The following is a 24,772-nucleotide window of genomic DNA, read 5'->3' on the forward strand; positions in this document are numbered from 1 at the left end:
CAGAAGGATTACTTCACCGTACGCGACCGGACCGACACCGACCAGGGCCGTCACCGGCCGGGGCCGCGGACACCCCGCCCGCGCCGGGCGGGAGTGCGGGGCGCAGCATGCTTTAAGGTCTGTCGGACAGCACACAGGAGGCACCCGAGTTGATCTACGGCGCTATGAAGTTCTCCATCGGCGGGTCTCTGAAGCTCGCCTTCAGGCCGTGGGTGGAGGGCCTGGAGAACATCCCCGCGCAGGGGCCCGCGATCCTCGCCAGCAACCATCTGTCGTTCTCCGACTCCTTCTTCCTGCCCGCCGTCCTGGACCGCAAGGTCACCTTCATCGCCAAGGCCGAGTACTTCACCGCGCCCGGGGTCAAGGGAAAGCTCACTGCCGCCTTCTTCAAGGGCGTCGGACAGCTCCCGGTCGACCGCTCGGGCGCCCGCGGGGCCGGCGAGGCGGCGATCAAGGCCGGCATCGAGGTCATCGAGAGCGGCGGGCTGTTCGGCATCTACCCGGAGGGCACCCGGTCGCCCGACGGCCGCCTCTACCGCGGCAAGCCCGGCGGCCTCGCCCGGGTGGCCCTCGCCACCGGTGCGCCGGTCATCCCCGTCGCGATGATCGACACGGAGAAGATCCAGCCGCCGGGCCAGGTGATGCCCAAGCTGATGCGCCCGGGGATCAGGATCGGCAAGCCGCTCGACTTCAGCCGCTACCACGGCATGGACGGCGACCGCTTCATCCTGCGCTCGGTCACCGACGAGGTCATGTACGAGATCATGAAGCTTTCCGGCCAGGAGTACGTCGACATCTACGCGACCGCCGCCAAGCGGCAGATCGCCGACGAGGCGAAGGAACGGGCGGAGGCCGCCAAGAAGGCCGCGTCCGGCGGCCGGGACGAGCAGGAAACGGACCGCGGCAGCGCCTGAGCCCGGGTGTGCGACGGGGGCGGTCCGGGGGTGGGGGAGAAGAAGATGGCCAAACGTGTGCGGGTCGTGCGGATGTCGGTCGAGCAGCCGCTGTGGCGTGCCCTGACCGCGTACCGCATTCTGACGATGCTCTACGCGATCCTGCTCGCCGCCTTCGGACGGGACAAGTACGAGCGGCCGTGGGTGGCCGTCGTCTTCCTGGCGGTCATGGCCGTCTGGACGCTCGCCACCCTGCCGAAGGTCTCGGGCGCCGTGGCCTGCACCAAGCGCTTCCTGGGCGCCGACCTCACGCTCGCGCTGATCGGCATCCTCATCACCCCGCTCGCCGACTTCCAGGCCCAGCACATGGACGGCCCGACCCTGCCGTCCATCTGGACCGCCGGTTCCGTCCTGGCCTTCGCGATCAAGGGCGGCTGGCGCTGGGCGGCCTTCGCCTCCACCTTCGTCGCCGTCGCCAACCTGATCGAGCGCGCCGAACCCAGCCGCGACACCCTGCACAACGTCCTGCTGGTCTGGGTCGCCTCCATCGCCATCGGGTACGTCGTCGAGGTCGCCCGCGCCAGTGAGCGCACCCTCGCCCGCGCCCTGGAGATCGAGGCCGCCACCCGCGAGCGGGAACGCCTCGCCCGCGACATCCACGACAGCGTGCTCCAGGTCCTCGCCATGGTGCAGCGCCGGGGTACGGCGCTCGGCGGCGAGGCTGCCGAGCTGGGCCGGATGGCGGGGGAGCAGGAGGTCGCCCTGCGCACCCTGGTCTCGAGCGGACTCGTACCCCCCACCCGGGTATCCGAGGACGCGGCCGAGGGCGCCGTGGTCCGCACCGTCGAGACGGACGACAACGAGACCGAGGACCCGGACGACACCGACCTGCGGGCCCTGCTCGCCCCGCACGCCGGATCCCGGGTGACCTTCGCGGAGCCCGGCGCGCCGGTGCTGCTCCCGCCCGCGGCGGCCGGGGAACTGGCGGCCGCGGTGAGCGCGGCCCTGGACAATGTCCGGGTGCACGCCGGGGAGAGCGCCCGGGCGTGGATCCTGGTGGAGGACTGGCCGGACGAGGTGATCGTCACGGTCCGGGACGACGGACCGGGTATCCCGGAGGGGCGGCTCGCCCAGGCAGAGGGCGAGGGGCGCCTCGGCGTCGCCCTCTCCATCCGCGGGCGGCTGCGCGACCTGGGCGGCACGGCAGAACTGATCTCGGTGCCCGGCCAGGGCACCGAGGTCGAACTGAAGGTTCCGAAGGTTTCACGGGGGAAGGCGGGTTCAGTCCGATGAGCGCAGCACACGAAGAGGACGCCGGGCAGCAGCGGTCCATCAGGGTCATGGTGGTCGACGACCACCCGATGTGGCGCGACGCCGTCGCCCGCGACCTCGCCGAGGCCGGCTTCGACGTGGTGGCGACCGCGGGCGACGGCCCGCAGGCCGTCCGCCGGGCCGGGGCAGTCACCCCCGACGTCCTGGTCCTCGACCTCAACCTGCCCGGGATGCCGGGCGTCCAGGTCTGCAAGGAGCTCGTCGGCTCGCAGCCCGGACTGCGGGTCCTGGTGCTCTCCGCGAGCGGCGAACACGCCGACGTACTGGAAGCGGTCAAGTCCGGCGCCACCGGCTATCTGCTGAAGTCGGCGAGCACCCAGGAGCTGACCGAGGCGGTCCGCAGCACCGCGGTCGGCGACCCCGTCTTCACTCCCGGCCTTGCCGGACTCGTGCTCGGCGAGTACCGCAGGCTGGCCTCCGAACCCGCACCCGTCGCGTCGAACGAGCCGAAGGCCCCGGAGCTCACCGACCGGGAGACCGAGGTGCTGCGGCTCGTGGCCAAGGGACTCTCGTACAAGCAGATCGCCGAGCGGCTGGTCATCTCGCACCGCACCGTCCAGAACCACGTCCAGAACACCCTGGGCAAGCTCCAGCTGCACAACAGGGTGGAGCTGGTGAGGTACGCCATCGAGCGCGGCCTCGACGACGCCTGAGATCAACTCCTGTGCATTGCGCGGGAATTGACCGTCCGACCCATCCCGCTGTGACCCGGATCACCCTTAGCGTGGAGCTGAGTGAGCTCACTTCGGCGAAGGGATGCTTTCATGCGGGTCGGAGTACTGACCGGCGGCGGCGACTGCCCCGGGCTCAACGCGGTCATCCGCGCCCTGGTCCGCAAGGGCGTGCAGGAGTACGACTACGACTTCATCGGCTTCCGGGACGGCTGGCGCGGGGTGCTGGAGGGCGTGACGGTGCCGCTCTCCATCCCGGCCGTGCGCGGCATCCTGCCGCGCGGCGGCACCGTCCTCGGGTCGTCGCGCACCAATCCGCTCAACGCGGAGCACGGCGTCCGCCGGATCAGGGACAACCTCGCCAAGTACGACGTCGACGCACTCGTCACGATCGGCGGCGAGGACACCCTCGGTGTCGCGGCGACCCTGTCCGACACGTACGGCGTCCCCTGCGTCGGCGTACCCAAGACCATCGACAACGACCTGTCCGCCACCGACTACACCTTCGGCTTCGACACCGCCGTCTCCATCGCGACCGAGGCCATCGACCGGCTGCACACCACGGCCGAATCCCACATGCGGGTCCTCGTCGTCGAGGTGATGGGCCGCCACGCCGGCTGGATCGCGCTCCACTCGGGGCTGGCCGGCGGCGCCAACGTCATCCTCATCCCGGAACAGCGCTTCGACATCGACCAGGTCTGTGCCTGGGTGACCTCCCGGTTCCGGGCGAGCTACGCACCGATCGTGGTGGTCGCCGAAGGGGCCATGCCCGCCCACGGCGAGATGGTCCTCAAGGACGGCTCGCACGACTCCTTCGGCCATGTCCGGCTCTCGGGTGTCGGTGAATGGCTGGCCAAGGAGATCGAGAGCCGCACCGGCAAGGAGGCCAGGACCACCGTGCTGGGCCATGTCCAGCGCGGTGGCACCCCCAGCGCGTTCGACCGCTGGCTGGCCACCCGCTTCGGGCTGCACGCCATCGACGCGGTGCGCGACGGCGACTTCGGGAAGATGGTCGCCCTGCGTGGCACGGACATCGTGCGGGTGCCGATCGCGGAGGCGACCGCCCGGCTCAAGACGGTCGATCCGGCGCTCTACGCGGAGGTGGGGGTCTTCTTCGGCTGAGCGGCGCACTCGGCCCGTCGGGCTTATATTCGCGATGACCGGCCCCGCGGGGCCCGCTCCCCGAGCGGGCCCCGCACCTGGGGCCTTTCGTTCGGATCAGGCTGGGCTCGCGGGGTCCGGCACCGCACCTCGCGGCATTGCCGTCGGTCGTCAGGGCTCCGCCATGACTCCCTCCTCCGCCGTGCGGTGCACGGCACCGGACCCCGCTCCCTGACCCAGCCGGATCCGAACGAAAGGACCCAGCCGGATCCGAACGAAAGGCCCCAGCCCGCATCAGTCACAGGAGACGTCGTGGAAATCCTGGCATTCGGTGTGCAGTCCGACGAGAAGCCGCTGATCGAGAAGGCCTTCGCCGGGAAGCACGAGGTGCGCTGCCTGGACGTCTTCCTGAACCGGGACACCGCCCCCATCGCGGCGGGCTACGAGATCATCTCCACCAGCGTCAACGCCGACCTGGGCGGCAAGGTCCTGCAGACCCTCGCGGCCGGCGGCACCCAGATGATCGCCCAGCGCTCCACCGGCTTCAACAACATCGACCTGGACGTGGCCGAGCGCCTCGCCCTGCGGGTCGCCCGGGTCTCCTGGTACTCGCCCTACTCGGTCGCCGAATTCGCCTGGACCCTTGCCATGGCGGTCAACCGCCGCGTCGTCCGCGCCACGACCCGCACCCGGGACTTCGACTTCCGCCTCGACGGCCTTCTCGGCCGGGACATGCACGGCCGCACGGCCGGCATCATCGGCACCGGCAAGATCGGTGAGGCCTTCACCCGGATCGCCCATGGCTTCGGCATGAATCTGCTCGGCTGGGACGTCGCCGAGAACCCGGCCTGCGTCGAGCTGGGCATGCGGTACGTCGACAAGGAACAGCTACTCGCCGAGTCCGACCTGATCAGCCTGCACGTCCCGCTGCTGCCCGCGACCCACCACATCATCGGCAAGGACGCCCTGGCACACATGAAGGACGACGCGATCCTGATCAACTCCAGCCGGGGCGGACTCGTCGACACCTCCGCCCTGGTCGGGGAGTTGAGGGCAGGCCGGTTCCTGGGGGTCGGACTCGACGTGTACGAGGCGGAGGCCGGGCTCTTCTTCCTCGACAAGTCCCTGGAAGGCGTCGACGACGACACCCTGGCCCGGCTCGTCACCTTCCCGAACGTCCTCGTCACCTCGCACCAGGCGTACTACACCGAGGACGCCCTGGGCCAGATCATCGGCGCCACGGTCCAGAACGTCGACGACTACCTGGCCGGCCGCCGCAGCCACAACGTGCTGGTCCCGGCGCCGCCCGCGCCCTGACGACCCCGCCGGGGCACGGGCGGCGCCGGGAGCGTCAGCCGCGAACCGGAAGCCCCGCCAGGAGCTCGCCCACGATCGTCGCCCCGCGCAGCGTCAGCACCGACTCCGGATGGAACTGCACCGAGGCGAAGCCGTCCCCACGCAGTGCGTGCAGTTCCCCGGTCGCCGGGTCCAGGCTCGCCTCGATGCCGTGCGCCGCCAGCTCGGTGGCCGCCGCGTCGTCGCAGCGCGCGGTGAAGCTGTTGTAGAAGCCGACGGTCTCCGGGCGGCCGAACAGATCGATCCGGGTCTGCGCGCCCTGGTACGGAACGGTCTTGCGGACGATGTCCAGCCCCAGCTCCGCCGCGATCAGCTCATGGCCCAGGCACACCCCGAGCAGCCCGTGCCGGTGATCCCGTACGAGCTCCGCCGCAAGGGAGCGCAGCAACCGCATCTTGGGGTCGGCCGCGTCGCCCGGATCCCCCGGCCCCGGGCCCAGCACGACGGGCCCCTCGTGCGCCCGTACGGCCTCGCGCAGCCCCGGCTCGTCATAGCGGCGCACCGACACATCGAGGCCCGAGGAGCGCAGCAGATGCCCCAGCATCGAGGTGAACGTGTCCTCGCCGTCGACCACCAGCGCATGGCCGGACAGGGTGTCGGTGCGCTCCTGCATCCGCAGCCAGAACGGCGCCAGCCCCTCCCGCCTGGCGTCCAGAGCCGCCCGCACCCGGGGGTCGTCGGCCAGCCGGGGACGCGCCCCCTCGGCCTGCGGCCGGCCCGGCCGCACCCCCAGCGCGGTCAGCACGCCGGCCGCCTTCGCATAGGTCTCGGCGACCTCGCTCTCCGGATCGGAGTGGCGCACCAGCGTCGCCCCGACCGGCACCCGCAGCTCGCCCCGGGCCGAGATGTCGGCGGTCCGGATCAGGATCGGTGAGTCCAGCGTCTGCGCCCCGTCGGGCCCCTGCCGCAACAGGGCCAGCGCGCCCGCGTAGTAGCCGCGCCCGCCGGACTCGTACCGTTCGATGACCCGGCAGGCGTTCTGCACGGGGGAGCCGGTGACCGTCGCCGCGAACATGGTCTCCTTCAGCACCTCGCGCACATCCAGCGAGGAGCGGCCGCGCAACTCGTACTCCGTGTGCGCGAGATGAGCCATCTCCTTGAGCCGCGGCCCGATGACCACCCCGCCCATGTCGCCCACCGTGCACATCATCTTGAGCTCCTCGTCGACCACCATGGAGAGCTCCTCGGTCTCCTTGCGGTCGCCGAGGAAGGCCAGCAGGCTCTCGGCGGTCGGCCCCTCGGCCGGGTAGCGGTAGGTGCCGCTGATCGGATTCATCACGACCGTCCCGCCGGACATCCGCACATGCACCTCGGGGCTGGCGCCGACCAGCGTCCTGTCACCGGTGTGCACGACGAACGTCCAGTACGCGCCCCGCTCGCCGGCCAGCAGCCGCCGGAAGAGCGCCAGCGCGTCCGCCCGGCCGAACCCCGGGATCTCGCCCCGGAAGGTCCGCCGGATGACGAAGTTCGCGCCCTCGCCCCGGCCGATCTCGTCCTCGATGACCCGCCGCACCGTCCCCGCGTACTCCTCGTCGGACACGTCGAACGCACCGTCCTCGACCCGCACCGCGTGGGCGGGCAGCGCGTCCAGCGTCTCGTCGAGGGGCAGCTCGTGCGTCTCGTCCGCGACCAGCACGGCCAACGGCGTGCCGTCGTCGCGGACGTCGAAACCACGCTCGGCGATCTGCCGGAACGGCACCAGGGCGAGGGCGGGCTGTTCGCCCACGGGGATGCCGGCGAGCCTGTCGGCCTCCAGGACCTGGCCGATCAGCACCTCGACGGTGTCGTGGTCGTGGCCGGGGGTGCGCCTGCGCAGCAGGGCGAAGGGCGGGCAGTCGTCGCCAAGGAGTCTCTGGACGATCGTGTGCGGTGCGGAGTGCGGTGCCATCTGCGGTGTTCCTTCCACTGGATCAGCTGGGAGGAACGGCCCCGGACATGAGAAAGGCCGCCCCTCGGGCGGCCTCTGCGTCGGTGTGTACGCGCGATCAGTGGGCCGCTGGATGAGCGGTCCACCACCAGTTACGGGTCGAGTGCGCGAACATGCCCGAACCATAACTCATGACCGGGACACGAAGGGGCCCCTTCCTCGCGACCGGGCGGCGGTTTCCGGCGGGCCGTTCCCGGGCACCCTTTCCGGGCCCCGTTCCCGGGCTCGGTCCGAGGAGGCCGGACCGGTGTGTCGCGGGCTCCGGCCGCCGCCTGCCCTCAGCCGTCCCGGGAACACCGGTCCGGTCTGTTTCCGCCCGGCGGTGCCGGAGCGTGCCGCTCCCGTCGCCCGCAGCGCCGGCATCGCCGTGATCACGTTGACCCCGCTTCAACGCGCCGCCCCCGTGGTCCACTTGCCCCATTCCTTACGACGTGGAGGCCGACAGGGCCCGTTGTGTTCCCCGTCACTGGCCGGGCCGCGTGTCCGTCTCATCCGTTGAGCACCCGGAAAACCGGTGGACGCGACCCCGTAATGTGGGAACCGTGACCGTGAACGCCAATACCTCCGTCGCCGGTGGCAACACCTGGCGAGACCTTCCCGCGGCGCAGCAGCCCGAGTACCCCGACTCCGAGGCGCTGCGCGATGTACTCGCGGACCTCGCGTCGTATCCGCCGCTCGTCTTTGCCGGCGAGTGCGACCAGCTGCGCGCCCGCATGGGAGCCGTCGCCAAGGGCGAGGCGTTCCTGCTGCAGGGTGGTGACTGCGCCGAGGCCTTCGACGGCGTGTCCGCCGAGCACATCCGCGCCAAGCTGAAGACGCTGCTCCAGATGAGTGCCGTCCTCACCTACGCGGCCTCCGTGCCCGTCGTCAAGGTGGGCCGGATCGCCGGTCAGTACTCCAAGCCGCGCTCCAAGCCGACCGAGACCCGCGACGGCGTGACCCTGCCGACCTACCGCGGCGACTCCGTCAACGGCTTCGCCTTCACCGAGGCCGAGCGCATCCCGAACCCGGACCGGCTGAAGCAGATGTACCACGCATCCGCTTCCACGCTGAACCTCGTCCGCGCCTTCACCACCGGTGGCTACGCCGACCTGCGCCAGGTGCACGCCTGGAACCAGGACTTCGTGAAGTCGTCCCCGTCCGGCCAGCGCTACGAGGCACTGGCCCGCGAGATCGACAATGCGCTGAACTTCATGAAGGCGTGCGGCACGGACCCGGCCGAGTTCAAGGCCGTCGAGTTCTACTCCTCGCACGAGGCCCTGTTGCTGGACTACGAGTCGGCGCTGACCCGCGTCGACTCGCGGACCGGTCAGCTGTACGACACCTCGGCCCACATGGTGTGGATCGGTGAGCGCACCCGCCAGATGGACGGTGCGCACATCGAGTTCGCCTCGAAGATCCGCAACCCCATCGGTATCAAGCTCGGCCCGACGTCCACCGTCGACGAGGCTCTCGGCTACATCGAGCGCCTCGACCCCGAGCGCGAGCCCGGCCGGCTGACCTTCGTCGTCCGGATGGGCGCCGACAAGGTCCGCGACAAGCTCCCGGAGCTGGTCGAGAAGGTCACCGCATCCGGCGCGACCGTGGCCTGGGTGACCGACCCGATGCACGGCAACACCTTCGAGGCGGCGTCCGGCCACAAGACCCGCCGCTTCGACGACGTCCTGGACGAGGTCAAGGGCTTCTTCGAGGTGCACAAGGGCCTCGGCACGCACCCGGGCGGTATCCACGTCGAGCTCACCGGTGACGATGTCACCGAGTGCGTCGGCGGCGGCCACGAGATCTTCGTGGACGACCTCCACCAGCGTTACGAGACGGCCTGCGACCCGCGGCTCAACCGCAGTCAGTCGCTGGACCTCGCGTTCCTGGTCGCCGAGATGTACCGGGACCAGTAGGCGTCACCGAACGAAGCGCACGTACGACTGTGGGGCACGGATCGATGTGATCCGTGCCCCACAGCGCGTACCGGGGCTTTTGCGGGCCTTGAGCGACGGGTAAGGTTAGGTTAGCCTCACCGATTATCGGGGCGGCGCCCACGATCCATCCCGTCGGGAGGTGAACCGCATGTACGTCTGCTCGTGCTTCGGCGTTACGGAGCAGCAGGTCAAGAAGCATGCGGAAGCCGGAGCCTGTACGCCCCGCCAGATAGCCTCCGCCTGCAAGGCGGGGACCGACTGCGGCGGCTGCGTCCGCACCATCCAGGCGATGCTCGGCCGCGGCTCCTGCCCGCGGCGTGAGCTGCTCGACCAGAAGCCGACATCGGGCACCGCGGACCGCGTCACGGCCGGCGCCGCTGCCGATGCCGATCAGGGCATCGCTCCCGGCGCCGGCCCACGTTCCGCGCCGATGTCCCTTCCCGACGCCGCCTGACACCGACGCCGCCTGACACCGACGCCGCCTGACACCCGGCGGCCGTATGGGCGGCCCCGCGGCGGTCAGCTCTCCGGCTGCTCGATCAGCTGGGCGATGTAGAGCGGCTCGCCGAGCTTCTCGACCAGTTCCAGCTGGGTGTCGAGATAGTCGATGTGGTGCTCCTCGTCCGCCAGGATCGACTCAAAGATGTTTGCGGACGTGATGTCGCCCTTGTTGCGCATCAGCTCGATGCCGCGCTTGAGGCGGTCGATCGCCTCCACCTCGACCTGGCGGTCCGCCTGGAACATCTCGGTGACCGTCTGGCCCACGCGTACGTGGAAAAGCCGCTGATAATTCGGCAGTCCATCGAGGAAAAGGATGCGGTCGGTCAGGAGCTCGGCGTGCTTCATCTCGTCGAAGGACTCGGACCGCGTGTACTTCGCGAGCTTCGTCCAGCCGAAGTTGTCCTGCATCTTTGCATGCAGGAAATACTGGTTGATGGCAGTCAATTCGGCGGTCAGCTGTTCGTTCAGGAACTCGAGGACCTCGGGGTCGCCCTGCATCGCAGAGGCTCCTTCCAACCGGTGAACTGGGCAAGTTGGCCGCATCTTCGCATCGCACCCGGTGAGCGTCCAGTAAGTGCATGCTTAGTACGAGTTGCCCGAAACGCCTCTGCCCTGGTCATGACCACCCCTGCCTGTCTGTCACCATGGAGACATGGGTCAGCCGGAAAGCCGGGAACACCACGCATCAGAGCAGTCCGAGCTTCCGCCGGGACAGCGACTGCAGCGTGGCTGGCCGGTTACCCATTACGGGCCGGTGCCCAAGTTCAAACCCGAACGCTGGGAGTTCCGGGTCTTCGGGGCCACGGCCGACGGCGAGAAGCACTGCTGGAACCATCAGGAGTTCTCGGCGCTGCCGTTCTCCTCGGTCGTAGCCGATCTGCACTGCGTGACCAAGTTCAGCATGCTCGGTGCCGAGTGGGGCGGAGTGCTCGCCCGTGACGTCGTGGCGCTCGCACCGCCCGCGCCGCAGGTCACCCATGTGATGGTCTGGGCCGAGTACGGCTTCAGCTCGAACCTCCGGCTCGACGACTTCACCTCCGAGCGGGCCCTGTTCGCCACCCACAAGGGCGGCGAACTCCTCACCGCCGAACACGGCTTCCCGCTCCGGCTCGTCGTACCGCACCTGTACGCCTGGAAGGGCCCCAAGTGGGTCCGGGGCATCGAGTACATGAGCGCCGACCGCCGCGGCTTCTGGGAGGAACGCGGCTATCACAACATCGGCGATCCCTGGAAGGAACAGCGCTACTCCTACCAGGAAGAGCCCGGGGAAGGCCCCGAGCTCTGATCCGGCCGCCAAGGCCCCTCCCGTACCGCCTCAGTGGTGGTACCGGTGCACCACCGCGTGTCCCTTGCCGCGCCCGATCATCCACTTGTTCACCGGTGTGGTGACGACGAACGCGACGGCCAGGGAGATCGCGAGCGCTCCCCAGAACAGGACGTCCGAGAGCATCGCGTCCATGGCGCCCGGCCACAGGGCGATCACCCCGTTGTCGATCAGTTCCATCACCGCGATCGAGAGCGTGTCGGCCGCGAGGGCGACCCGGAACGCCGTCCTGAAGTCGACGCCCGCCCTCAGGACCGATCGCAGCGTCAGCGTGTAGCCGAAGAAGAACGCCAGGACGATCGCGAGGACCATCGTCGGGACGTTGCCCCAGCCGAGCGCGGTGCCGACCACCATGCCGAGGACTTCGCCGATAGCGCATCCGGTGAGGCAGTGGAGGGTCGCCCGGGCCGCCATCGCCCAGCTGACGCCGCCGGAACCGTGACCGGTGTGGTCGGTGTGGCCGGTGTGGCCGGTGTGGCCGGCGTGGTCCAGGTGGTTGGCGTGGCTGGTGTGGCCCGCGTGGGCGCTGTGGGTGCTGTGGCCGACGTGCTGTGCGTGGTCCTGCATGGTGTTCCCCCAATGCCGAGGAGCGGTTCCTGCCGACAGCAAGAACGCCATACCCCCCTGGGGTATTCCTCGACAGGGTGTCCGCCCGGTCAGCCCCGGCCGCGCAGCTCCTTCAGCCGGGCGACGTCCGCCGCATGGCCCTCCTTGCCGCCGGGTGTCTCGATGACCAGCGGAACGCCCTCGGTGGCCGGGTGGGAGAACAGCTCCCGGAACGGCTCCTCGCCGATGTGGCCCGACCCGATGTTCTCGTGCCGGTCCTTGTGAGCCCCGGCCACGTCCTTGGAGTCATTGGCGTGGATCAGCTTCAGCCGGCCCTCGCCCACCGTCTCCACCAGCAGGTCCAGCGTCTCCTTCATGCCCGCCGGACCGGCCAGGTCGTGTCCCGCCGCGAAGATGTGGCAGGTGTCGAGGCAGATGCCGAGCTTCGGGTGGGCGTCGAGCGCGTCGAAGTACGGGCCGAAGTCCCAGGTCCGTGAGCAGAGCGAATATCCCTGGCCGGCGGTCGACTCGAGCAGCAGGAAAGGGTCGTCGTCGTGGGTCAGCTCGTCCAGCAACGGCCGCATGTGAGTACGCACCTGCGCCAGCGCCTCCTCGCGCGGCCGGCCGTTGGTCGCCGAACCGGTGTGCACCACGACGCCCAGGGCGCCGATCTCGCGGGCCCGGCGCAGGGAGTGGCGCAGGGACTCCACGGACTTCTCCACGGTCGCCGGGGTGTGCGAGCCGAAGTTGATCAGGTACGGGGCGTGGACGTACGCGGGCATGGACTCGGCGGCGCACTCGGTGCGGAACAACTCGTCCTGCACCGGGTTCCCGGCCGGGGTCGCCCAGCCGCGCGGATTGGCGACGAAGACCTGGACGGCCTCCGCACCCATCTCACGGGCGTAGGGCAGGCCGACCTTGGCGAGGCCGCCGGCCACCGGGATGTGGCCGCCGACAGGGTTGCGCATACGGATCTAGAGCCCCTTGGTCTTGATGGTGATGGTGCTGCCCTCGGGAGCCTGGTCGCCGCCGTCGACGGACTGGCTCGCGATGGTGTCGCTGAAGGAGAGGAACGGGCGGTCGACCTTGACCTCGAAGCCCGCGTCCTCCAGCTCGCTGCGGGCGTCGTCGACGTCCTTGCCGGTGACGTCCGGCACGTCGATCATCTGCGGGCCCTCGGAGACCGTCAGCGTGATGGTGTCGCCCTCGGCGGCCTCCTCGCCCTCGGCAGGGGACTGGCGAGCGATGTCGCCGGCGTCCTCGGGGGAGTTCACCCGGTCCGGCAGCACCTTCGCCTTCAGCCCCTCGTCGTCCAGCGCGGCGGTGGCGTCCTCGACGGAAAGGCCGGTGACGTCGGGGACGTCGACCGGGCTGCCCTTGGAGACGACGATCGCGACCGCGGAGTCCGGGTGGCGCTCGGCGCCCGCCTCGGGTTCCGTACGCACCACCTCGCCGACAGCCACGTCCTCGCTGAACTCCTTGGTGGTCATGCCGGGCACGAGGCCCTTCTTCTCGAGCTGACGTCTGGCCTCGGAGAGCCTGAAGCCCTGGACATCGGGCACCGTCACGATCTCGGGACCGCGCGAGACGACCAGCGCCACCGAGTCATTGCCCCGGATGCGGGCACCCGACTTCGGGTCGCTGCTGATCACCTTGCCGCGGTCGACGGTGTCGCTGTAGGCCCTCCGCACGCCCTTGAGTTCGAGATCGGCCTTCGAGAGCCTCTCCTTGGCCGCCTTCTCGCTCTGGCCCAGCAGCGAGGGGACCCGGGTGAACTGTCCGGAGTTGATGTACCAGACGCCACCGCCGACCCCCAGGACCAGGAGCACGGCGAGGACTGCAGCGATGACACCGCGCCGCGGCGTCCCGCGGAGCCCCGCGCGGCGGCCCGGCGGCTGCGGGGGCAGCTGCGGGGGCATTTCGAGCCGGCTGGTGTGGTGGGCGGTGCCCTGGCCCGGCGGCAGCACCCGGGGGATCACGCTCGTGCGGTCCTCGGCGTCGTCGTGCACCTCGGCCAGGGCCTGCGGCGGCACGGCGTCGAGCTGTGCGTCGGTGAGGCCGGACCGGGCCCGGCGGGACTCGGCGAGCAGCGCCACCGCGTCGAACGGCCGGATCCCGGGGTCACGGGCGGTGGCGCTCGCCACCAGCTCGTCGAGCTCGGCCGCGAGACCGGGGACGACGGCGGAGGGGGCCGGGACGTCCTCGTTGAGGTGCTGGTAGATGACCTGGGCGGCGGATTCCCCGGTGTGCGGCTTGGTGCCCGTGAGCATCTCGTACAGCACGACGCCGCACGCGTACACATCGGCGCGGGTGTCCGCGGTGCCGTGCTCGATCTGCTCGGGGGCGAGATAGGAGACGGTGCCCAGGATGGACCCGGTGGTGTTCGTGACCGAGCCCACGGCCCGGACCAGGCCGAAGTCGGCGACCTTGACCCGGCCGTCGTCGCCTATCAGCACGTTCTCCGGCTTCATGTCCCGGTGGACGAAGCCCGCCCGGTGTGCGGCCCCCAGGGCGGCGAGCACCGGCTCCAGGATGTCCAGCGCGGCCCGCGGCTGCAGAGCGCCCCGCTCGCGCAGTACGTCGCGCAGCGTGCACCCCGCGACGTACTCCATCGCGAGGTAGACGTACTGCGCATGGGCGCCCTGGTCGAAGACCGCGACCACGTTGGGGTGCGCGAGCCGGGCCACCGACTTGGCCTCGCGGATGAAGCGCTCGACGAACGAGGCGTCGGTCGCGAGCGCCGGATGCATCACCTTGAGGGCGAGCACCCGGTCGAGCCGGGTGTCCATGGCCCGGTAGACCGTGGCCATGCCGCCCACGGCGATGCGGGCATCGACGCGGTAGCGGCCGTCGAGCAGCTGCCCGACGAGAGGGTCCTGGAGGGTCGTATCCACGCAGGCGAGTCTACGAGCCACCACGGACACGGCCGACTGGCCGGGGCGATCCCGGGGCCCAACTGCAGCCGAGCCGTGACAGGGACATGCGATCCGCCGCCGTGGCACGGGGCCGGAGCATGCTGTGGCAGGGACATGAGATCCGCCTCACGCACCGGCCGGGCCTCCGGACTCAGAACGCCGGGCGCTCCGGATCCAGCACCGCCCGCCCCTCCGTCGGCGACGACGCCTCGGCGAAGTGGCGGCGGGGAATCCGCCCCGCGCGGTACGCGAGCCGCCCGCCCTCCACCGCGTGGCGCATCGCCGCGGCCATCAGCTCGGGTTCCTGGGCCCGGGTCACCGCCGACGCCAGCATCACGGCCGCACATCCCAGTTCCATGGCGAGCGCCGCGTCCGACGCCGTGCCGGCGCCCGCGTCCAGGATCACCGGGACCCGCGCCTGCTCGACGATCAGCTGGAAGTTGTGCGGGTTCCGGATGCCCAGACCGGAGCCGATGGGGGAGCCGAGCGGCATGATCGCCGCACAGCCCACGTCCTCGAGCTTCCGGGCCAGCACCGGGTCGTCGTTCGTGTACGGCAGCACGGTGAAGCCGTCGTCCACCAGCGTCTCCGCGGCGTCCAGCAGCTCGATGGGGTCGGGCAGCAGGGTGCGCTCGTCCGCCACCACCTCCAGCTTGACCCAGTCGGTGCCGAGCGCCTCGCGGGCGAGCCGGGCGGTGAGCACGGCCTCGCCCGCCGTGAAGCAGCCCGCCGTGTTCGGCAGCACGCGGATGGAGAGCTTCTCCAGTACGGAGAGCACGGAGCCCCGCACGGTCGGGTCGAGCCGGCGCATCGCCACGGTCGTCAGCCCGGTGCCCGAGGCGGTCAGGGACCGCTCCAGCACGTCCAGGCTGGGCGCCCCGCCCGTTCCCATGATCAGCCGGGAGCCGAGGACGGTGCCGCCGAGGGTGAAGACGTCGTCGGACATGGTCAGCCTCCCTGGACCGCGGTGAGGACCTCGACCCGGTCGCCGTCGGTGAGCGCGGCAGCGGGCCACTGGCCGCGCGGCACGACGGTCTCGTTCAGGGCGGCCGCGACGCCCGAGGACGCGCTGGTCAGCGAGGCGACCAGGGTGTCCAGGGTGGTGCCCGGCGCGACGGCGAGGGCCTCGCCGTTCACGGAGACGGAAAGGGTGGTGGGCTCGGTCATGCGGGCTGCTCCTGAGGTACGGGGGCGGCGGCGGGCGAGAAGCGGCCGGCGGAGAAGGGGCGGGCCACCTCGGGCAGCTCGCCGTCCGCCAGCAGCTGCGCCATGGCGTCCCCGGTGACGGGGGTGAGCAGCACCCCGTTGCGGTGGTGGCCGGTGGCGAGATGGAGGCCGGGCAGCGCGGTGCGGCCGAGCAGCGGGGCGTTGTCGGGGGAGGCGGGGCGCAGACCGGCGCGGGTCTCGGTGAGCGGCAGTTCGGTGATGCCCGGCACCAGTTCGTGCGCGTCGCGCAGCAGCTCGTACACACCGCCCGCCGTGACGGTGGTGTCCCAGCCCATTTCCTCGCTCGTGGCGCCGATGACCAGCTCGCCGTTCTCACGGGGCACGAGATAGACGTGGCTGCCCCGGACCACGGCCCGCAGGGTGCGGGAGAGGAAGGGTGCGTACGTGGTGGGCACGGTCAGCCGCAGCACCTGGCCCTTCACCGGGCGGACCGGGGGCAGGACGTGCTTCGGCACCCCTGCGAGCCGGCCGCTGAGGCTGCCCGCGGCGAGCACCACCTGATCGGCCTCCGGCTGCGTACCGTCGGCCAGTACGGCTCCGGTGGCCCGGTCGCCCGTGACCGAGAGCCGCTCGGCACGTTGGCGGTGGAGGACGACCCCGGCCCGCTCGCACGCCGTCAGCAGTGCGGCGGCCAGCCGGCGCGGGTCGACCTGGTGGTCGCCGTCGACCCGCAGGCCGCCGCGTATGCCCGGTGCGAGCATCGGTTCGAGGCGGCGGCACTCCCGGCCGGTGAGCCACTCCGACTCCAGGCCCGAGCGGCAGTGCAGGGCATGGAGTTCCCGCAGATGGGCGCGGTCGTCGGCGTCCAGTGCGACGGCCAGGGTGCCGCAGGTGCGAAAGCCGATGTCCTGTCCGCTCGCCGCCTCCAGTTCGGCCGCGAACGCCGGATAGCGCGCGGCGGAGGCGACGTTGAGACCGAGCAGCATCTCCTCGCCGTAGTGGAGTTCGGTGACGGCGGCCAGCATCCCCGCCGCGACCTGGGCTGCGCCGCCGCCCGGTTCGGGATCGACGACGGCGGTGGCCAGGCCGCGCTGCGCGGCCCGCCAGGCGGTCACCAGGCCGATGATGCCGCCCCCGATGACGAGGACGTCGGACCCGTTCGTACGGTGTGTGCGCATGGGCGTCCAGCCCCTCCCTTCGCCGGCATGACCCGGATCAGGTTCGTACGGTCGAAGGCCGTCCAGCCTCCCTCTCAGCCCGGTACGACCGGGCTCCCGCGAGTGATGTGCACGGCTACCCTAAACCCCTGCCCCGCGCCCCCGGCAAGGGGAGCCGGTGGTGCCGTGAACGGGGGAAGGGGCGCGGTGGTCCGGTGGCGGCGAACCGGGAAGCACCTTCCTGACGGACCGTCAGTTGCTTAAGGTGGAAGGGTGGACGAGCAGACCGGACAACAGCAGACAGAGCCGCGGCAGAGCCGCCGCGTCGTGATCGCCGGAGCGGGCATGGCGGGCGTACAGACCGCGGTGGCCCTGCGAGAACAGGGCTTCACCGGCCCCGTCACGCTGATCGGCGCCGAACCGCACCAGCCGTACGACCGGCCCCCGCTGTCGAAGGCGGTCCTTCTCGGCAAGGCCGAGGACTCGGCCTTCGACATCGACTTCGAGGCGCTGGACATCACCCTGAGGCTCGGCCTCGACGTGACCGCGCTGCGCGCGGGCGACCACGAACTGGACACCCCGGACGGGCCCGTCCCCTACGACGTCCTGGTTGTCGCCACCGGCGCCGAGCCCCTGATGCTGCCCGGCACCGAGGGCGTCCCGGGCGTCCACCTCCTGCGCACGCTGGACGACGCCGCGCGGCTGCGCCCGGTCCTCGAACAGCGGCACGATGTCGTGGTCGTCGGCGCGGGCTGGATCGGCGCCGAGTTCGCCACCGCGGCCCGCGCGGCCGGCTGCGCGGTCACCGTCGTCGAGGCGGCCGGACGCCCGCTCGCCGGCGCGCTGCCCGCAGAGGTGGCGGCCCCCATGACCGGCTGGTACGCCGAGAGCGGCGCCGCACTCGTCACCGGTGCCCGGGTCGACCGCATCGAAGCCGGTCACGTGGTCCTGGCGGACGGCCGTGAGATCCCGGCGGACGCGGTCGTCGTCGGCATCGGCGCCCGGCCCGCGACCGGCTGGCTGGCCGGATCGGGGATCGAGCTCGGCCCGGACGGATCGGTGACCGCGGACGCGTCCCTGCGCACCTCGCTCCCCGATGTGTACGCGGTCGGGGACTGCGCCTCCTTCCCCTCGGCCAGGTACGGTGAGCGGCTGCTCGTCCACCACTGGGACAACGCCCTCCAGGGGCCGCGGACCGTCGCCGCCGCCGTCACCGCCGCCACCCCGGAGGGCGACGGGCAGCTCCCGGTCTACGACCCCGTGCCCTACTTCTGGTCCGAGCAGTTCGGCCGCTTCGTCCAGTACGCGGGCCACCACGCGGGGGCCGACACCCTGGTGTGGCGAGGCGATCCGGCCGAACCCGCGTGGACGGTGTGCTGGCTGCGCGCCGGGGCGCTCGTCGCCGTACTGGCGGTCGGCCGTCCGCGCGATCTGGCGCAGGGGCGCAAACTCGTCGAATCGGGGGCGGAGCTCGCCCCGGAGCGGGTCGCCGACCCCTCCGTGCCCCTGAAATCGGCCACGCTCTGACGGCGCGTCCGGCCCCCGTACGGGCGGCCCGGGTACCGACTGCCGGTCCGGGATGGCACGCTTGTCCCCGTGACCGAGATTGACGCAAAGATCGATGCTCTCGTCCCTGCCTGGCTCCACCTTCCCGACATCGCCGAAATGTTCGGTGTCGAGGTGACACGCGTGCGCCAGCTGGTCAAGGACGGTCAGCTCATTGCCCTACGACGTGGTGAGAACCGTGCGCTTCAGGTGCCTGCCGCCTTCATCGACGGCGACAAGGTGGTCAAGGGCCTTTCGGGGACCCTGACGCTCCTGAGGGACGACGGCTACTCCGACGCGGAGATGCTGGAATGGCTCTTCACCCCCGACCCGAGCCTGCCGGGCACGCCCGCGCAGGCGCTGAGTGAGAATCGCGGCACGGAGGTGAAGCGCCGCGCCCAGGCGCTCGCCGTCTGACCGACAGCCGCACGGGGGACGCGGGCCGCACGACGCGGCCCGCGTCCCGCGCGGCGCCACCGAACCACCGCCATCGCCTTCCCCGGGGGGAACCGCACCATGTCCACGCCTCGCGCGCTGCTGTCCGACGCCCGGCTCTACCTGTGCACGGACGCCCGCCGGCGCCAGGGTGACCTTCCCGCGTTCCTCGACGCGGTCCTCTCCAGTGGCGTGGACATCATCCAGCTGCGCGACAAGGGCATGGAGGCGGCCGAGGAGCTCGAACACCTCGCGGTCTTCGCCGACGCCTGCAAGCGCCACGGCAAGCTCCTCGCGGTCAACGACCGGGCCGACGTCGCCCACGCCATCGGTTCCGACGTGCTGCACCTGGGCCAGGGCGACCTGCCTGTCCCGGCCGCACGCGCGATCATCGGCGATGACGTGGTCATCGGCCGCTCCACCCATGCCGAGTCCGAGGTCGACGCGGCCGTCGCCGAACCCGGTGTGGACTACTTCTGCACCGGCCCCTGCTGGCCCACGCCGACCAAGCCCGGCCGGCACGCCCCCGGCCTGGATCTCGTCCGCTACGCCGCCTCGCTCGCCCCCGCCCGTCCGTGGTTCGCCATCGGCGGGATCGACGCAGACAACCTCGACGAGGTGCTGGACGCCGGAGCGCGCCGGGTCGTCGTCGTGCGGGCCGTCACGGAGGCATCCGATCCGGCTGCTGCCGCCGCCGGACTGGCGGGAAGGATCCGCGACCGCGCCGCCGGGTGATGCGGGGGCCGAAGGTGCCGGTTTGAGACATGAGTGTCCGAAGTGTGGACAAAGAAGCGGGTAATCGAGGCAAATCGCCCCAGTTCGGTTGGGAGCTTGCCGCGCCCTGGTTAACCTGCCGGTATGGCCCTTGGTACACCTTCCACCAGGACGGATCACGCGCGCACCGTGCGTGAGATGCTCGCGACCGGCAAGACCTCGTACTCCTTCGAGTTCTGGGCGCCCAAGACCGAGAAGGGCGAGCGGAACCTCTGGAACGCGCTGCGCCGGGTCGAGGCGGTGGGACCGAGCTTCGTCTCCGTGACGTACGGAGCCGGCGGATCCACCCGGGCCGGCACGGTGAAGGCGACCCAGGACATCGCCGCCGAGTCCACGCTCACGCCGGTCGCGCACCTCACCGCCGTCAACCACTCCGTCGCCGAACTGCGCAACATGGTCGGTCAGTACGCGGACGCCGGTATCCGGAACATCCTCGCCGTGCGTGGAGACCCGCCGGGCGACCCGATGGGTCCGTGGGTCGAGCACCCGCAGGGCGTGCGGTACGCGGCGGACCTCGTCCGGCTGATCAAGGAATCCGGCGATTTCTGCGTCGGCGTCGCGGCATTCCCCGAACGGCACCCGCGCTCGGCGGACTGGGACACCGACATCCGGCATTTCGTGGACAAGTGCCGCGCCGGTGCGGATTACGCGATCACGCAAATGTTCTTCGATCCGGAGAGTTATCTGCGGATGCGTGACCGGGTGGTCGCTGCGGGTTGCGAAACCCCGGTCATCCCCGAGGTGATGCCCCTCACGAGCGTCGGGCAATTGGAGCGATTCGCGCAGCTCAGCAATGCGACGCTGCCCGCGTCCCTGAAAGAACGCATCCTCGCCGCCAAGGACGATCCCGCCGCTGTACGCTCCATTGGCATCGACTTCGCAACGCGGTTCTGCGCGAAGCTGCTTTCCGAGGGTGTCCCCGGGCTGCACTTCATCACGTTGAACAACTCGACGGCGACGCTCGAAATCTACGAAAATCTCGGACTGCACAAGCAGTCGTGACCGGCCGTACCCGCCGCGACCCGGGGCGGTGGCCGTAGAAGGGGGCGGGCATGGGCTGGACGGTCCTCTACATCGCGTTCGGCATCGTTGCGCTGTGGCTGCTCGGCGAGGTGCTGCTGCAGTACAAGGCACGCCTGCGCTGGCGCCTGCTCGCCTTCACCGGCTTCGTCGGTGTCGTCATCGGTGTCCTGATGCCGTCCGTGTTCGTCATCGCCGTCGGCGCGATCGCCTTCGCGACTGGCCAGACGTACGTCACGCTCTCCTTCCGTCGCGGCTTCTCGACCGGCTGGGCCATAGGGGGCAGCCCGGGGGAGAGCCGGCGCCGCCGCGGCGGCACCGACCGCGAGCCCACACTCCAGGTCTCGGACCTGGAGATGGAGCACGACGGTGAGGAGCCGGCCCAGCCGTCCGCCGCACCGCAGGCCGGTGCGGCCGCGGTCTACGCGCCGGAGCCACTGCCCGACGACACCGGTCAGTACGGCATCTACACCGATCACCGCCCGCAGCACGAACACCAGCAGGATCAGTACCAGCAGGATCAGTACCAGGAGCACCAGCAGCCGCAGGGACAGCCGCAGTACGCCGCGTACACCGACTACTCCCCGTACCCGGCGCAAGGCCAGGAACCCCCCTACGCGGGAGCGGGCCAGGACACCTACGCGGAAGCCGGGCAGTACGACTACGGCACGGACCAGCAGCAGTACGCCGCTTACTCCGACCCGTACATCGGCACCACCGCGAGCACCCCGCAGTACGGGGCGTACGGGAACTACGGGAGTGACGGGTCCTACGACAGCTACGGTGGCGGCCAGCAGTTCGCCGACCCGTACGCCCAGTCCCAGCCGTACGCCTCCGAGACCCCGCCGGGAGGTGTCTGGGTGCCGCAGCAGCGCGAGGGCGAGCAGTACCCGCCGATGCCTCCCGAGCAGCCCGCCCAGCAGGCGCCGTATCCGAACGGGTACGACACGGGCTACAACGAGCAGTACCGCTACTGATTCCAGCGCCTGACGGGGTGCCCTTCCGGCGACCGGGGGCGAAGCGCCGCCCCGCTCCCGGCCGCGGCACTCACTGCGACCCGCGGAACCCGTCCCCCTCGACGATGAGCCCCGCGACCAGCGCCCCCGACATCCCCGCGTGAGCCGGACCACCGCCGGGATGCGACCAGCCGCCCGCCAGGAACAGTCCCGGCAGCCGGGTGCGATTGCCCGCGTGGAGGTAGCCGCCCTCCGCGCCCGCCAGCGCGGGCGCGGGAACGGCACCGCCCGGCGCGCCCGTCTCGGCAGCGGACTCCGCGGGTGTCCGCACCTCCATGCGGAGCACCCGGTCCCGCAGAGCCGGCACGGCCGCGCCCGCGGTGTCGATCAGGGTGTCCGCGAACCGCGCCCGCAGCGCTTCGTCCGTCCAGTCCACCGGGCCGTGCGGGGCGACCGTCGCCGTCAGCGTCACGGCCTCGTGGGCCTCGTCGGGGCGGGTGGAGGGATCGTCGGGGCGCAGCACCGTCACCGTGGGGTGCGTCGCGAGACGGCCGTCGAACACCGCCTCGCGTTCGGCCGCCCCGTCCGCCGGATGCACCAGCGTCCGGTGCACGGCATCCGCGGGCCTGGCGCCGCGCAGTGACAGCAGCACCAGGAACCGGCCCGTCGGGGCGGAGCCCTCGGGCCGCGGCTGAACCGCCACGTCGCCGTCCTGCCAGAGCTCCTGAACGGGCATCAGACCGGGGTGCGGCCGGGCACCCAGCACCACGTGGGCCGCCTCCGTGACCGTCCCGTCCGCCAGCTCCACGCCCGCAGCCCTGCCGTTCTTCTTCAGGACCCGGGCCACCTCCGCGCCGAAGACGAACTCCACCTTCCGGGCCAGACACCGCTCGTACACCGCCTGCGCCAGCGCCCGCATGCCGCCGGAGACGTACCAACTGCCGAACGTCTCCTCCATGTACGGCAACAGGGCCGCGCTCGCCGGGGCGTGCAGGGGATCGAGGCCGTACGACAGCGCGTACCCGTCCAGCAGGGCGGCCAGCCGGGGATCCGCCAGCTCCCAGGAGCCGATCTCCGTCACCGTGCCGGCCCGAAGGGCGGGGCGCAGCAGCCGCCGCTTCACGGGCGCCGGATACGGATCGCGGGTCAGCACCTGCCAGTCGGGGCGCAGCGGCTCCTCCAGCAGGGGCCGCCGGGACCGGTCCCAGGCGTCCCCTGCCCGGTCGAGGAACGCACCCCAGCTTGCGCCGGCGCCGCCCCCGAGTGCGGCGTCCAGGGCTCCGACGACGCCGGCCCGCGAGGCGTTCGGCAGGGACACATCGGTGCCGTCCGCGAAGACATGGCGGCTCGCCGGGTCGACCTGGCTCAGGGTGACGCACTGCTCCAGCGATTCCTTGCCGGTCTTCACGAACAGGTCGCGGTAGACGGCGGGCAGATGGAGCAGGCCGGGGCCCGTGTCGAACGTGAAGCCGTCCAGGGCATGGCGGCCGAGCGAGCCGCCGAAGGTCTCCGACCGCTCGTAGACCGTCACCCGGTGGCCCGCCACGGCCAGCCGTGCCGCCGCCGACATCGCGCCCAACCCGGCGCCGATCACCGCAATACGTGCCATGGCTGCGACTTTAACGGCCGCTGCTGACAGCTCAGCCGTCAGGCCGGTGGGAAGCGGAGGCGGCCAGCCGCTTCTCCTCGCGTCGCTGCGCTCTGCGGCGCAGGAACCGGCGGATCCGGGAGGCGAGGAAGACGAGTATCACCAGGCCGAGCACCAGCAGCACCGCGGCGATGGAAGCCGCGATCCACGGATGGAATATGGCGAAGGTGACGACTCCGGCGACGCCCAGGTCCTCGGCCGTGCTCACGGCGATATTGCTGAACGGCTCGGGGGAGGTGTTGACCGCCATCCGGGTGCCGGCCTTCACCAGATGGCTCATCAGCGCGGTGGAACCACCGATGGCCCCCGCGGCGACCTCCGGCAGCGAACCGCTGTCGCCCGCCAGCAGAGCCGCCACGACGGCCCCGGCGAGCGGTCTGATGACGGTGTGCGCCGCGTCCCAGACCGAGTCCACGTACGGGATCTTGTCCGCCACCACCTCGCACAGGAAGAGCACACCGGCCACGATCAGGACGTCGGTGCGCTGCAGCGAGGCCGGCACCTCGTCGGTGACTCCGGTAGCGCCGAAGATGCCGAGGAGGAGGACCACCGCGTAGGCGTTGATCCCGCTCGCCCAGCCACTCGTGAACACCAGGGGGAGTACGGACACGGACGTGATCGTAACCAGGCGCCGTACCGGAGCGGGAGGGTGCGGGTGCGCAGGTCTGAGTATCCGTACCTAGGAGGTGAGATGAGTAGGGACGCGGATGGGGTGCGACCTGCGGAAACGGCAGAGTGGAGACCACGGAAGGGGCGCTGCGCCGGTACCGCCGGCACGGGGCGGCGGAACGGGCGCGGCACTCCTTTCCGAACGGGGGTGCACGGCGGAGGACTCGGGACCACGGGGGAACACGGGGGTTCACGGGGGAAGGTCCTCCGGCAGCACGGAAGGCGCCGGTCAGGCGAGGCTCGGGGGGACCGAGCCCTGTCGGACCGGCGCCTTCGTGTGTCCCGGGGGAGGGACGGATCCGGGGTCAGCGCCCGCTGACCCGCCCGTGCAGCAGCAGTGACAGCGCCGAGTGCACGTCGTCGATCGACCGCTCCGGCTGGAACGCCTGCCAGTCCAGCGCCGCCACCAGCACCATGCCGACCAGCGCTGCCGCCGTCAGCGGGATGTCGATCTCATCGCTGAGCTCGCCGCCCTCGACACCCTGCCTGAGAACACCCTCGACCACGGCGACGGCCTCCTGACGCACCACCAGCAGGGTGGCCTGCCAGGCGCGGTTGGTGCGCCACAGCTCGGCCACGTACAGCTGGGTGAAGGCCGGATAGCGGTCGATGAAGACCAGACCGGCCCGGATCATGGCGTCCAGCGCCTCGACCCGGCTGCCACCGCGCTCGTCGGTCTCCTCCGCCGCCGTACGCAGCGAGGAGGTGAGCAGCCCGACTCCGTGGCGCAAGAGCTCCTCGAAGAGCTCGGTCTTGCTCTTGAAGTTGTAGTACACGGTGCCCTTGGCGACGCCGGCACGCTCGGCGATCTCGTCCACCGTGGTGGCCGAGAACCCCTTCTCCGCGATGAGGGTCACGGCCGCTTCGTAGAGCTTCTGCCGGGTGGCCTGGCGGCGTGTGGCGCTACTGCTTTCCATGC

General features: G+C 71.1%; 25 protein-coding genes and 1 riboswitch. Of the genes, 13 read left to right on the forward strand and 12 right to left on the reverse strand.

What is annotated here, in order from left to right; translation table 11 throughout:
• The first annotated feature begins 149 nt into the window (after positions 1–149).
• From ACIOEW_RS04325 to ACIOEW_RS04345, 5 genes are all read left to right on the forward strand, one after another.
• Positions 150–914: a lysophospholipid acyltransferase family protein gene (locus ACIOEW_RS04325; protein ID WP_401961146.1), complete on the forward strand. Its 765-nt coding sequence runs from the start codon at positions 150–152 to the stop codon at positions 912–914.
• 45 nt (positions 915–959) lie between these two features.
• Positions 960–2,186, forward strand: coding sequence for a MacS family sensor histidine kinase (macS, locus tag ACIOEW_RS04330; RefSeq protein ID WP_401961147.1), 1,227 nt, complete (start codon positions 960–962; stop codon positions 2,184–2,186).
• The gene (locus tag ACIOEW_RS04335; protein WP_362555122.1) at positions 2,183–2,878 is read left to right on the forward strand and encodes a response regulator transcription factor; all 696 of its coding nucleotides are present in this window, start codon (positions 2,183–2,185) and stop codon (positions 2,876–2,878) included. The genes macS and ACIOEW_RS04335 overlap by 4 nt, the downstream gene beginning before the upstream one ends.
• A gap of 111 nt (positions 2,879–2,989) precedes the next feature.
• The gene (locus ACIOEW_RS04340; protein WP_362555124.1) at positions 2,990–4,018 is read left to right on the forward strand and encodes a 6-phosphofructokinase; all 1,029 of its coding nucleotides are present in this window, start codon (positions 2,990–2,992) and stop codon (positions 4,016–4,018) included.
• A 291-nt stretch (positions 4,019–4,309) separates the two neighbouring features.
• A complete protein-coding gene (locus tag ACIOEW_RS04345) occupies positions 4,310–5,314 on the forward strand; it encodes a 2-hydroxyacid dehydrogenase (RefSeq protein WP_362555126.1) in 1,005 nt (334 codons plus the stop codon).
• Positions 5,315–5,348: 34 nt separating this feature from the next.
• Here the strand turns inward: ACIOEW_RS04345 and ACIOEW_RS04350 are convergent, their stop codons facing one another.
• Both ACIOEW_RS04350 and ACIOEW_RS04355 read right to left on the reverse strand, forming a co-directional pair.
• Positions 5,349–7,241 (reverse strand): anthranilate synthase family protein, encoded by a 1,893-nt coding sequence (locus ACIOEW_RS04350; protein WP_401961148.1) that lies wholly within the window; start codon positions 7,239–7,241, stop codon positions 5,349–5,351.
• Between the two features lie 97 nt (positions 7,242–7,338).
• Positions 7,339–7,701: a trp operon leader peptide gene (locus ACIOEW_RS04355; protein ID WP_401961150.1), complete on the reverse strand. Its 363-nt coding sequence runs from the start codon at positions 7,699–7,701 to the stop codon at positions 7,339–7,341.
• A gap of 121 nt (positions 7,702–7,822) precedes the next feature.
• On the opposite strand from ACIOEW_RS04355, the gene ACIOEW_RS04360 reads away from it, so the two are divergent.
• A complete protein-coding gene (locus tag ACIOEW_RS04360; protein ID WP_362555130.1) occupies positions 7,823–9,175 on the forward strand; it encodes a class II 3-deoxy-7-phosphoheptulonate synthase in 1,353 nt (450 codons plus the stop codon).
• 169 nt (positions 9,176–9,344) lie between these two features.
• On the forward strand, positions 9,345–9,650 hold the full coding sequence (locus tag ACIOEW_RS04365; RefSeq protein ID WP_401961153.1) for a bacterioferritin-associated ferredoxin: 306 nt from the start codon (positions 9,345–9,347) through the stop codon (positions 9,648–9,650).
• 65 nt (positions 9,651–9,715) lie between these two features.
• On the opposite strand, the gene bfr is transcribed toward ACIOEW_RS04365, so the two are convergent.
• The gene (gene bfr, locus ACIOEW_RS04370) at positions 9,716–10,195 is read right to left on the reverse strand and encodes a bacterioferritin (RefSeq protein WP_362555134.1); all 480 of its coding nucleotides are present in this window, start codon (positions 10,193–10,195) and stop codon (positions 9,716–9,718) included.
• A gap of 154 nt (positions 10,196–10,349) precedes the next feature.
• Between bfr and ACIOEW_RS04375 the strand changes: the two genes are divergently transcribed.
• Positions 10,350–10,982: a sulfite oxidase-like oxidoreductase gene (locus tag ACIOEW_RS04375; RefSeq protein WP_401961155.1), complete on the forward strand. Its 633-nt coding sequence runs from the start codon at positions 10,350–10,352 to the stop codon at positions 10,980–10,982.
• Positions 10,983–11,012: 30 nt separating this feature from the next.
• On the opposite strand, the gene ACIOEW_RS04380 is transcribed toward ACIOEW_RS04375, so the two are convergent.
• The 6 genes from ACIOEW_RS04380 to thiO all read right to left on the reverse strand — a co-directional run bounded on the left by ACIOEW_RS04380 (position 11,013) and on the right by thiO (position 16,827).
• On the reverse strand, positions 11,013–11,588 hold the full coding sequence (locus tag ACIOEW_RS04380; RefSeq protein ID WP_401961157.1) for a DUF4396 domain-containing protein: 576 nt from the start codon (positions 11,586–11,588) through the stop codon (positions 11,013–11,015).
• An 89-nt stretch (positions 11,589–11,677) separates the two neighbouring features.
• The gene (locus tag ACIOEW_RS04385) at positions 11,678–12,535 is read right to left on the reverse strand and encodes a deoxyribonuclease IV (protein ID WP_401961159.1); all 858 of its coding nucleotides are present in this window, start codon (positions 12,533–12,535) and stop codon (positions 11,678–11,680) included.
• 6 nt (positions 12,536–12,541) lie between these two features.
• Positions 12,542–14,461, reverse strand: a complete 1,920-nt coding sequence (pknB, locus tag ACIOEW_RS04390) for a Stk1 family PASTA domain-containing Ser/Thr kinase (RefSeq protein ID WP_401961162.1) — start codon at positions 14,459–14,461, stop codon at positions 12,542–12,544.
• A gap of 172 nt (positions 14,462–14,633) precedes the next feature.
• On the reverse strand, positions 14,634–15,428 hold the full coding sequence (locus ACIOEW_RS04395; protein ID WP_401961164.1) for a thiazole synthase: 795 nt from the start codon (positions 15,426–15,428) through the stop codon (positions 14,634–14,636).
• 2 nt (positions 15,429–15,430) lie between these two features.
• The gene (thiS, locus tag ACIOEW_RS04400) at positions 15,431–15,649 is read right to left on the reverse strand and encodes a sulfur carrier protein ThiS (protein ID WP_362555143.1); all 219 of its coding nucleotides are present in this window, start codon (positions 15,647–15,649) and stop codon (positions 15,431–15,433) included.
• On the reverse strand, positions 15,646–16,827 hold the full coding sequence (gene thiO, locus ACIOEW_RS04405) for a glycine oxidase ThiO (RefSeq protein WP_401961166.1): 1,182 nt from the start codon (positions 16,825–16,827) through the stop codon (positions 15,646–15,648). Before thiO ends, thiS begins: the two co-directional genes overlap by 4 nt.
• Positions 16,825–16,937, reverse strand: a riboswitch (TPP riboswitch). (Overlaps the previous gene by 3 nt.)
• Before the next feature lie 214 nt (positions 16,938–17,151).
• On the opposite strand from thiO, the gene ACIOEW_RS04410 reads away from it, so the two are divergent.
• The 5 genes from ACIOEW_RS04410 to ACIOEW_RS04430 all read left to right on the forward strand — a co-directional run bounded on the left by ACIOEW_RS04410 (position 17,152) and on the right by ACIOEW_RS04430 (position 21,557).
• Positions 17,152–18,333 carry an FAD-dependent oxidoreductase gene (locus tag ACIOEW_RS04410; RefSeq protein WP_362555201.1) on the forward strand — a complete coding sequence of 394 codons (1,182 nt, stop codon included), beginning with the start codon at positions 17,152–17,154 and terminating at the stop codon, positions 18,331–18,333.
• 69 nt (positions 18,334–18,402) lie between these two features.
• Positions 18,403–18,768 (forward strand): Rv2175c family DNA-binding protein, encoded by a 366-nt coding sequence (locus ACIOEW_RS04415; RefSeq protein ID WP_362555147.1) that lies wholly within the window; start codon positions 18,403–18,405, stop codon positions 18,766–18,768.
• Positions 18,769–18,867: 99 nt separating this feature from the next.
• Positions 18,868–19,521 carry a thiamine phosphate synthase gene (gene thiE, locus ACIOEW_RS04420; protein WP_401961169.1) on the forward strand — a complete coding sequence of 218 codons (654 nt, stop codon included), beginning with the start codon at positions 18,868–18,870 and terminating at the stop codon, positions 19,519–19,521.
• Positions 19,522–19,644: 123 nt separating this feature from the next.
• On the forward strand, positions 19,645–20,562 hold the full coding sequence (gene metF / locus ACIOEW_RS04425) for a methylenetetrahydrofolate reductase [NAD(P)H] (RefSeq protein ID WP_362555150.1): 918 nt from the start codon (positions 19,645–19,647) through the stop codon (positions 20,560–20,562).
• 50 nt (positions 20,563–20,612) lie between these two features.
• On the forward strand, positions 20,613–21,557 hold the full coding sequence (locus ACIOEW_RS04430; protein WP_401961171.1) for a hypothetical protein: 945 nt from the start codon (positions 20,613–20,615) through the stop codon (positions 21,555–21,557).
• Between the two features lie 70 nt (positions 21,558–21,627).
• Here ACIOEW_RS04430 and ACIOEW_RS04435 read toward each other — a convergent pair whose 3' ends face one another.
• The 3 genes from ACIOEW_RS04435 to ACIOEW_RS04445 all read right to left on the reverse strand — a co-directional run bounded on the left by ACIOEW_RS04435 (position 21,628) and on the right by ACIOEW_RS04445 (position 24,770).
• Positions 21,628–23,145, reverse strand: coding sequence for a phytoene desaturase family protein (locus tag ACIOEW_RS04435; RefSeq protein WP_401961172.1), 1,518 nt, complete (start codon positions 23,143–23,145; stop codon positions 21,628–21,630).
• 31 nt (positions 23,146–23,176) lie between these two features.
• A complete protein-coding gene (locus ACIOEW_RS04440) occupies positions 23,177–23,794 on the reverse strand; it encodes a DUF4126 domain-containing protein (protein ID WP_362555155.1) in 618 nt (205 codons plus the stop codon).
• Positions 23,795–24,158: 364 nt separating this feature from the next.
• Positions 24,159–24,770 (reverse strand): TetR/AcrR family transcriptional regulator, encoded by a 612-nt coding sequence (locus ACIOEW_RS04445; protein ID WP_362555157.1) that lies wholly within the window; start codon positions 24,768–24,770, stop codon positions 24,159–24,161.
• Positions 24,771–24,772 lie beyond the last annotated feature (2 nt).

The organism is Streptomyces sp. NPDC087901 (assembly GCF_044742205.1).
GTDB lineage: Bacteria > Actinomycetota > Actinomycetes > Streptomycetales > Streptomycetaceae > Streptomyces.

Bases quoted from the DNA above. Each gene is read 5' to 3' on its own strand.
- thiO (WP_401961166.1), bottom strand. From the start codon at position 16,827: ATGCGCACACACCGTACGAACGGGTCCGACGTCCTCGTCATCGGGGGC.
- bfr (WP_362555134.1), bottom strand. From the start codon at position 10,195: ATGCAGGGCGACCCCGAGGTCCTCGAGTTCCTGAACGAACAGCTGACC.
- ACIOEW_RS04340 (WP_362555124.1), top strand. From the start codon at position 2,990: ATGCGGGTCGGAGTACTGACCGGCGGCGGCGACTGCCCCGGGCTCAAC.
- ACIOEW_RS04350 (WP_401961148.1), bottom strand. From the start codon at position 7,241: ATGGCACCGCACTCCGCACCGCACACGATCGTCCAGAGACTCCTTGGC.
- ACIOEW_RS04365 (WP_401961153.1), top strand. From the start codon at position 9,345: ATGTACGTCTGCTCGTGCTTCGGCGTTACGGAGCAGCAGGTCAAGAAG.
- ACIOEW_RS04395 (WP_401961164.1), bottom strand. From the start codon at position 15,428: ATGTCCGACGACGTCTTCACCCTCGGCGGCACCGTCCTCGGCTCCCGG.
- metF (WP_362555150.1), top strand. From the start codon at position 19,645: ATGGCCCTTGGTACACCTTCCACCAGGACGGATCACGCGCGCACCGTG.
- macS (WP_401961147.1), top strand. From the start codon at position 960: ATGGCCAAACGTGTGCGGGTCGTGCGGATGTCGGTCGAGCAGCCGCTG.
- ACIOEW_RS04375 (WP_401961155.1), top strand. From the start codon at position 10,350: ATGGGTCAGCCGGAAAGCCGGGAACACCACGCATCAGAGCAGTCCGAG.
- ACIOEW_RS04430 (WP_401961171.1), top strand. From the start codon at position 20,613: ATGGGCTGGACGGTCCTCTACATCGCGTTCGGCATCGTTGCGCTGTGG.
- ACIOEW_RS04410 (WP_362555201.1), top strand. From the start codon at position 17,152: ATGGCGGGCGTACAGACCGCGGTGGCCCTGCGAGAACAGGGCTTCACC.
- ACIOEW_RS04335 (WP_362555122.1), top strand. From the start codon at position 2,183: ATGAGCGCAGCACACGAAGAGGACGCCGGGCAGCAGCGGTCCATCAGG.
- ACIOEW_RS04380 (WP_401961157.1), bottom strand. From the start codon at position 11,588: ATGCAGGACCACGCACAGCACGTCGGCCACAGCACCCACAGCGCCCAC.
- ACIOEW_RS04385 (WP_401961159.1), bottom strand. From the start codon at position 12,535: ATGCGCAACCCTGTCGGCGGCCACATCCCGGTGGCCGGCGGCCTCGCC.
- thiE (WP_401961169.1), top strand. From the start codon at position 18,868: ATGTCCACGCCTCGCGCGCTGCTGTCCGACGCCCGGCTCTACCTGTGC.
- ACIOEW_RS04445 (WP_362555157.1), bottom strand. From the start codon at position 24,770: ATGGAAAGCAGTAGCGCCACACGCCGCCAGGCCACCCGGCAGAAGCTC.
- thiS (WP_362555143.1), bottom strand. From the start codon at position 15,649: ATGACCGAGCCCACCACCCTTTCCGTCTCCGTGAACGGCGAGGCCCTC.
- ACIOEW_RS04355 (WP_401961150.1), bottom strand. From the start codon at position 7,701: ATGGGGCAAGTGGACCACGGGGGCGGCGCGTTGAAGCGGGGTCAACGT.
- ACIOEW_RS04435 (WP_401961172.1), bottom strand. From the start codon at position 23,145: ATGGCACGTATTGCGGTGATCGGCGCCGGGTTGGGCGCGATGTCGGCG.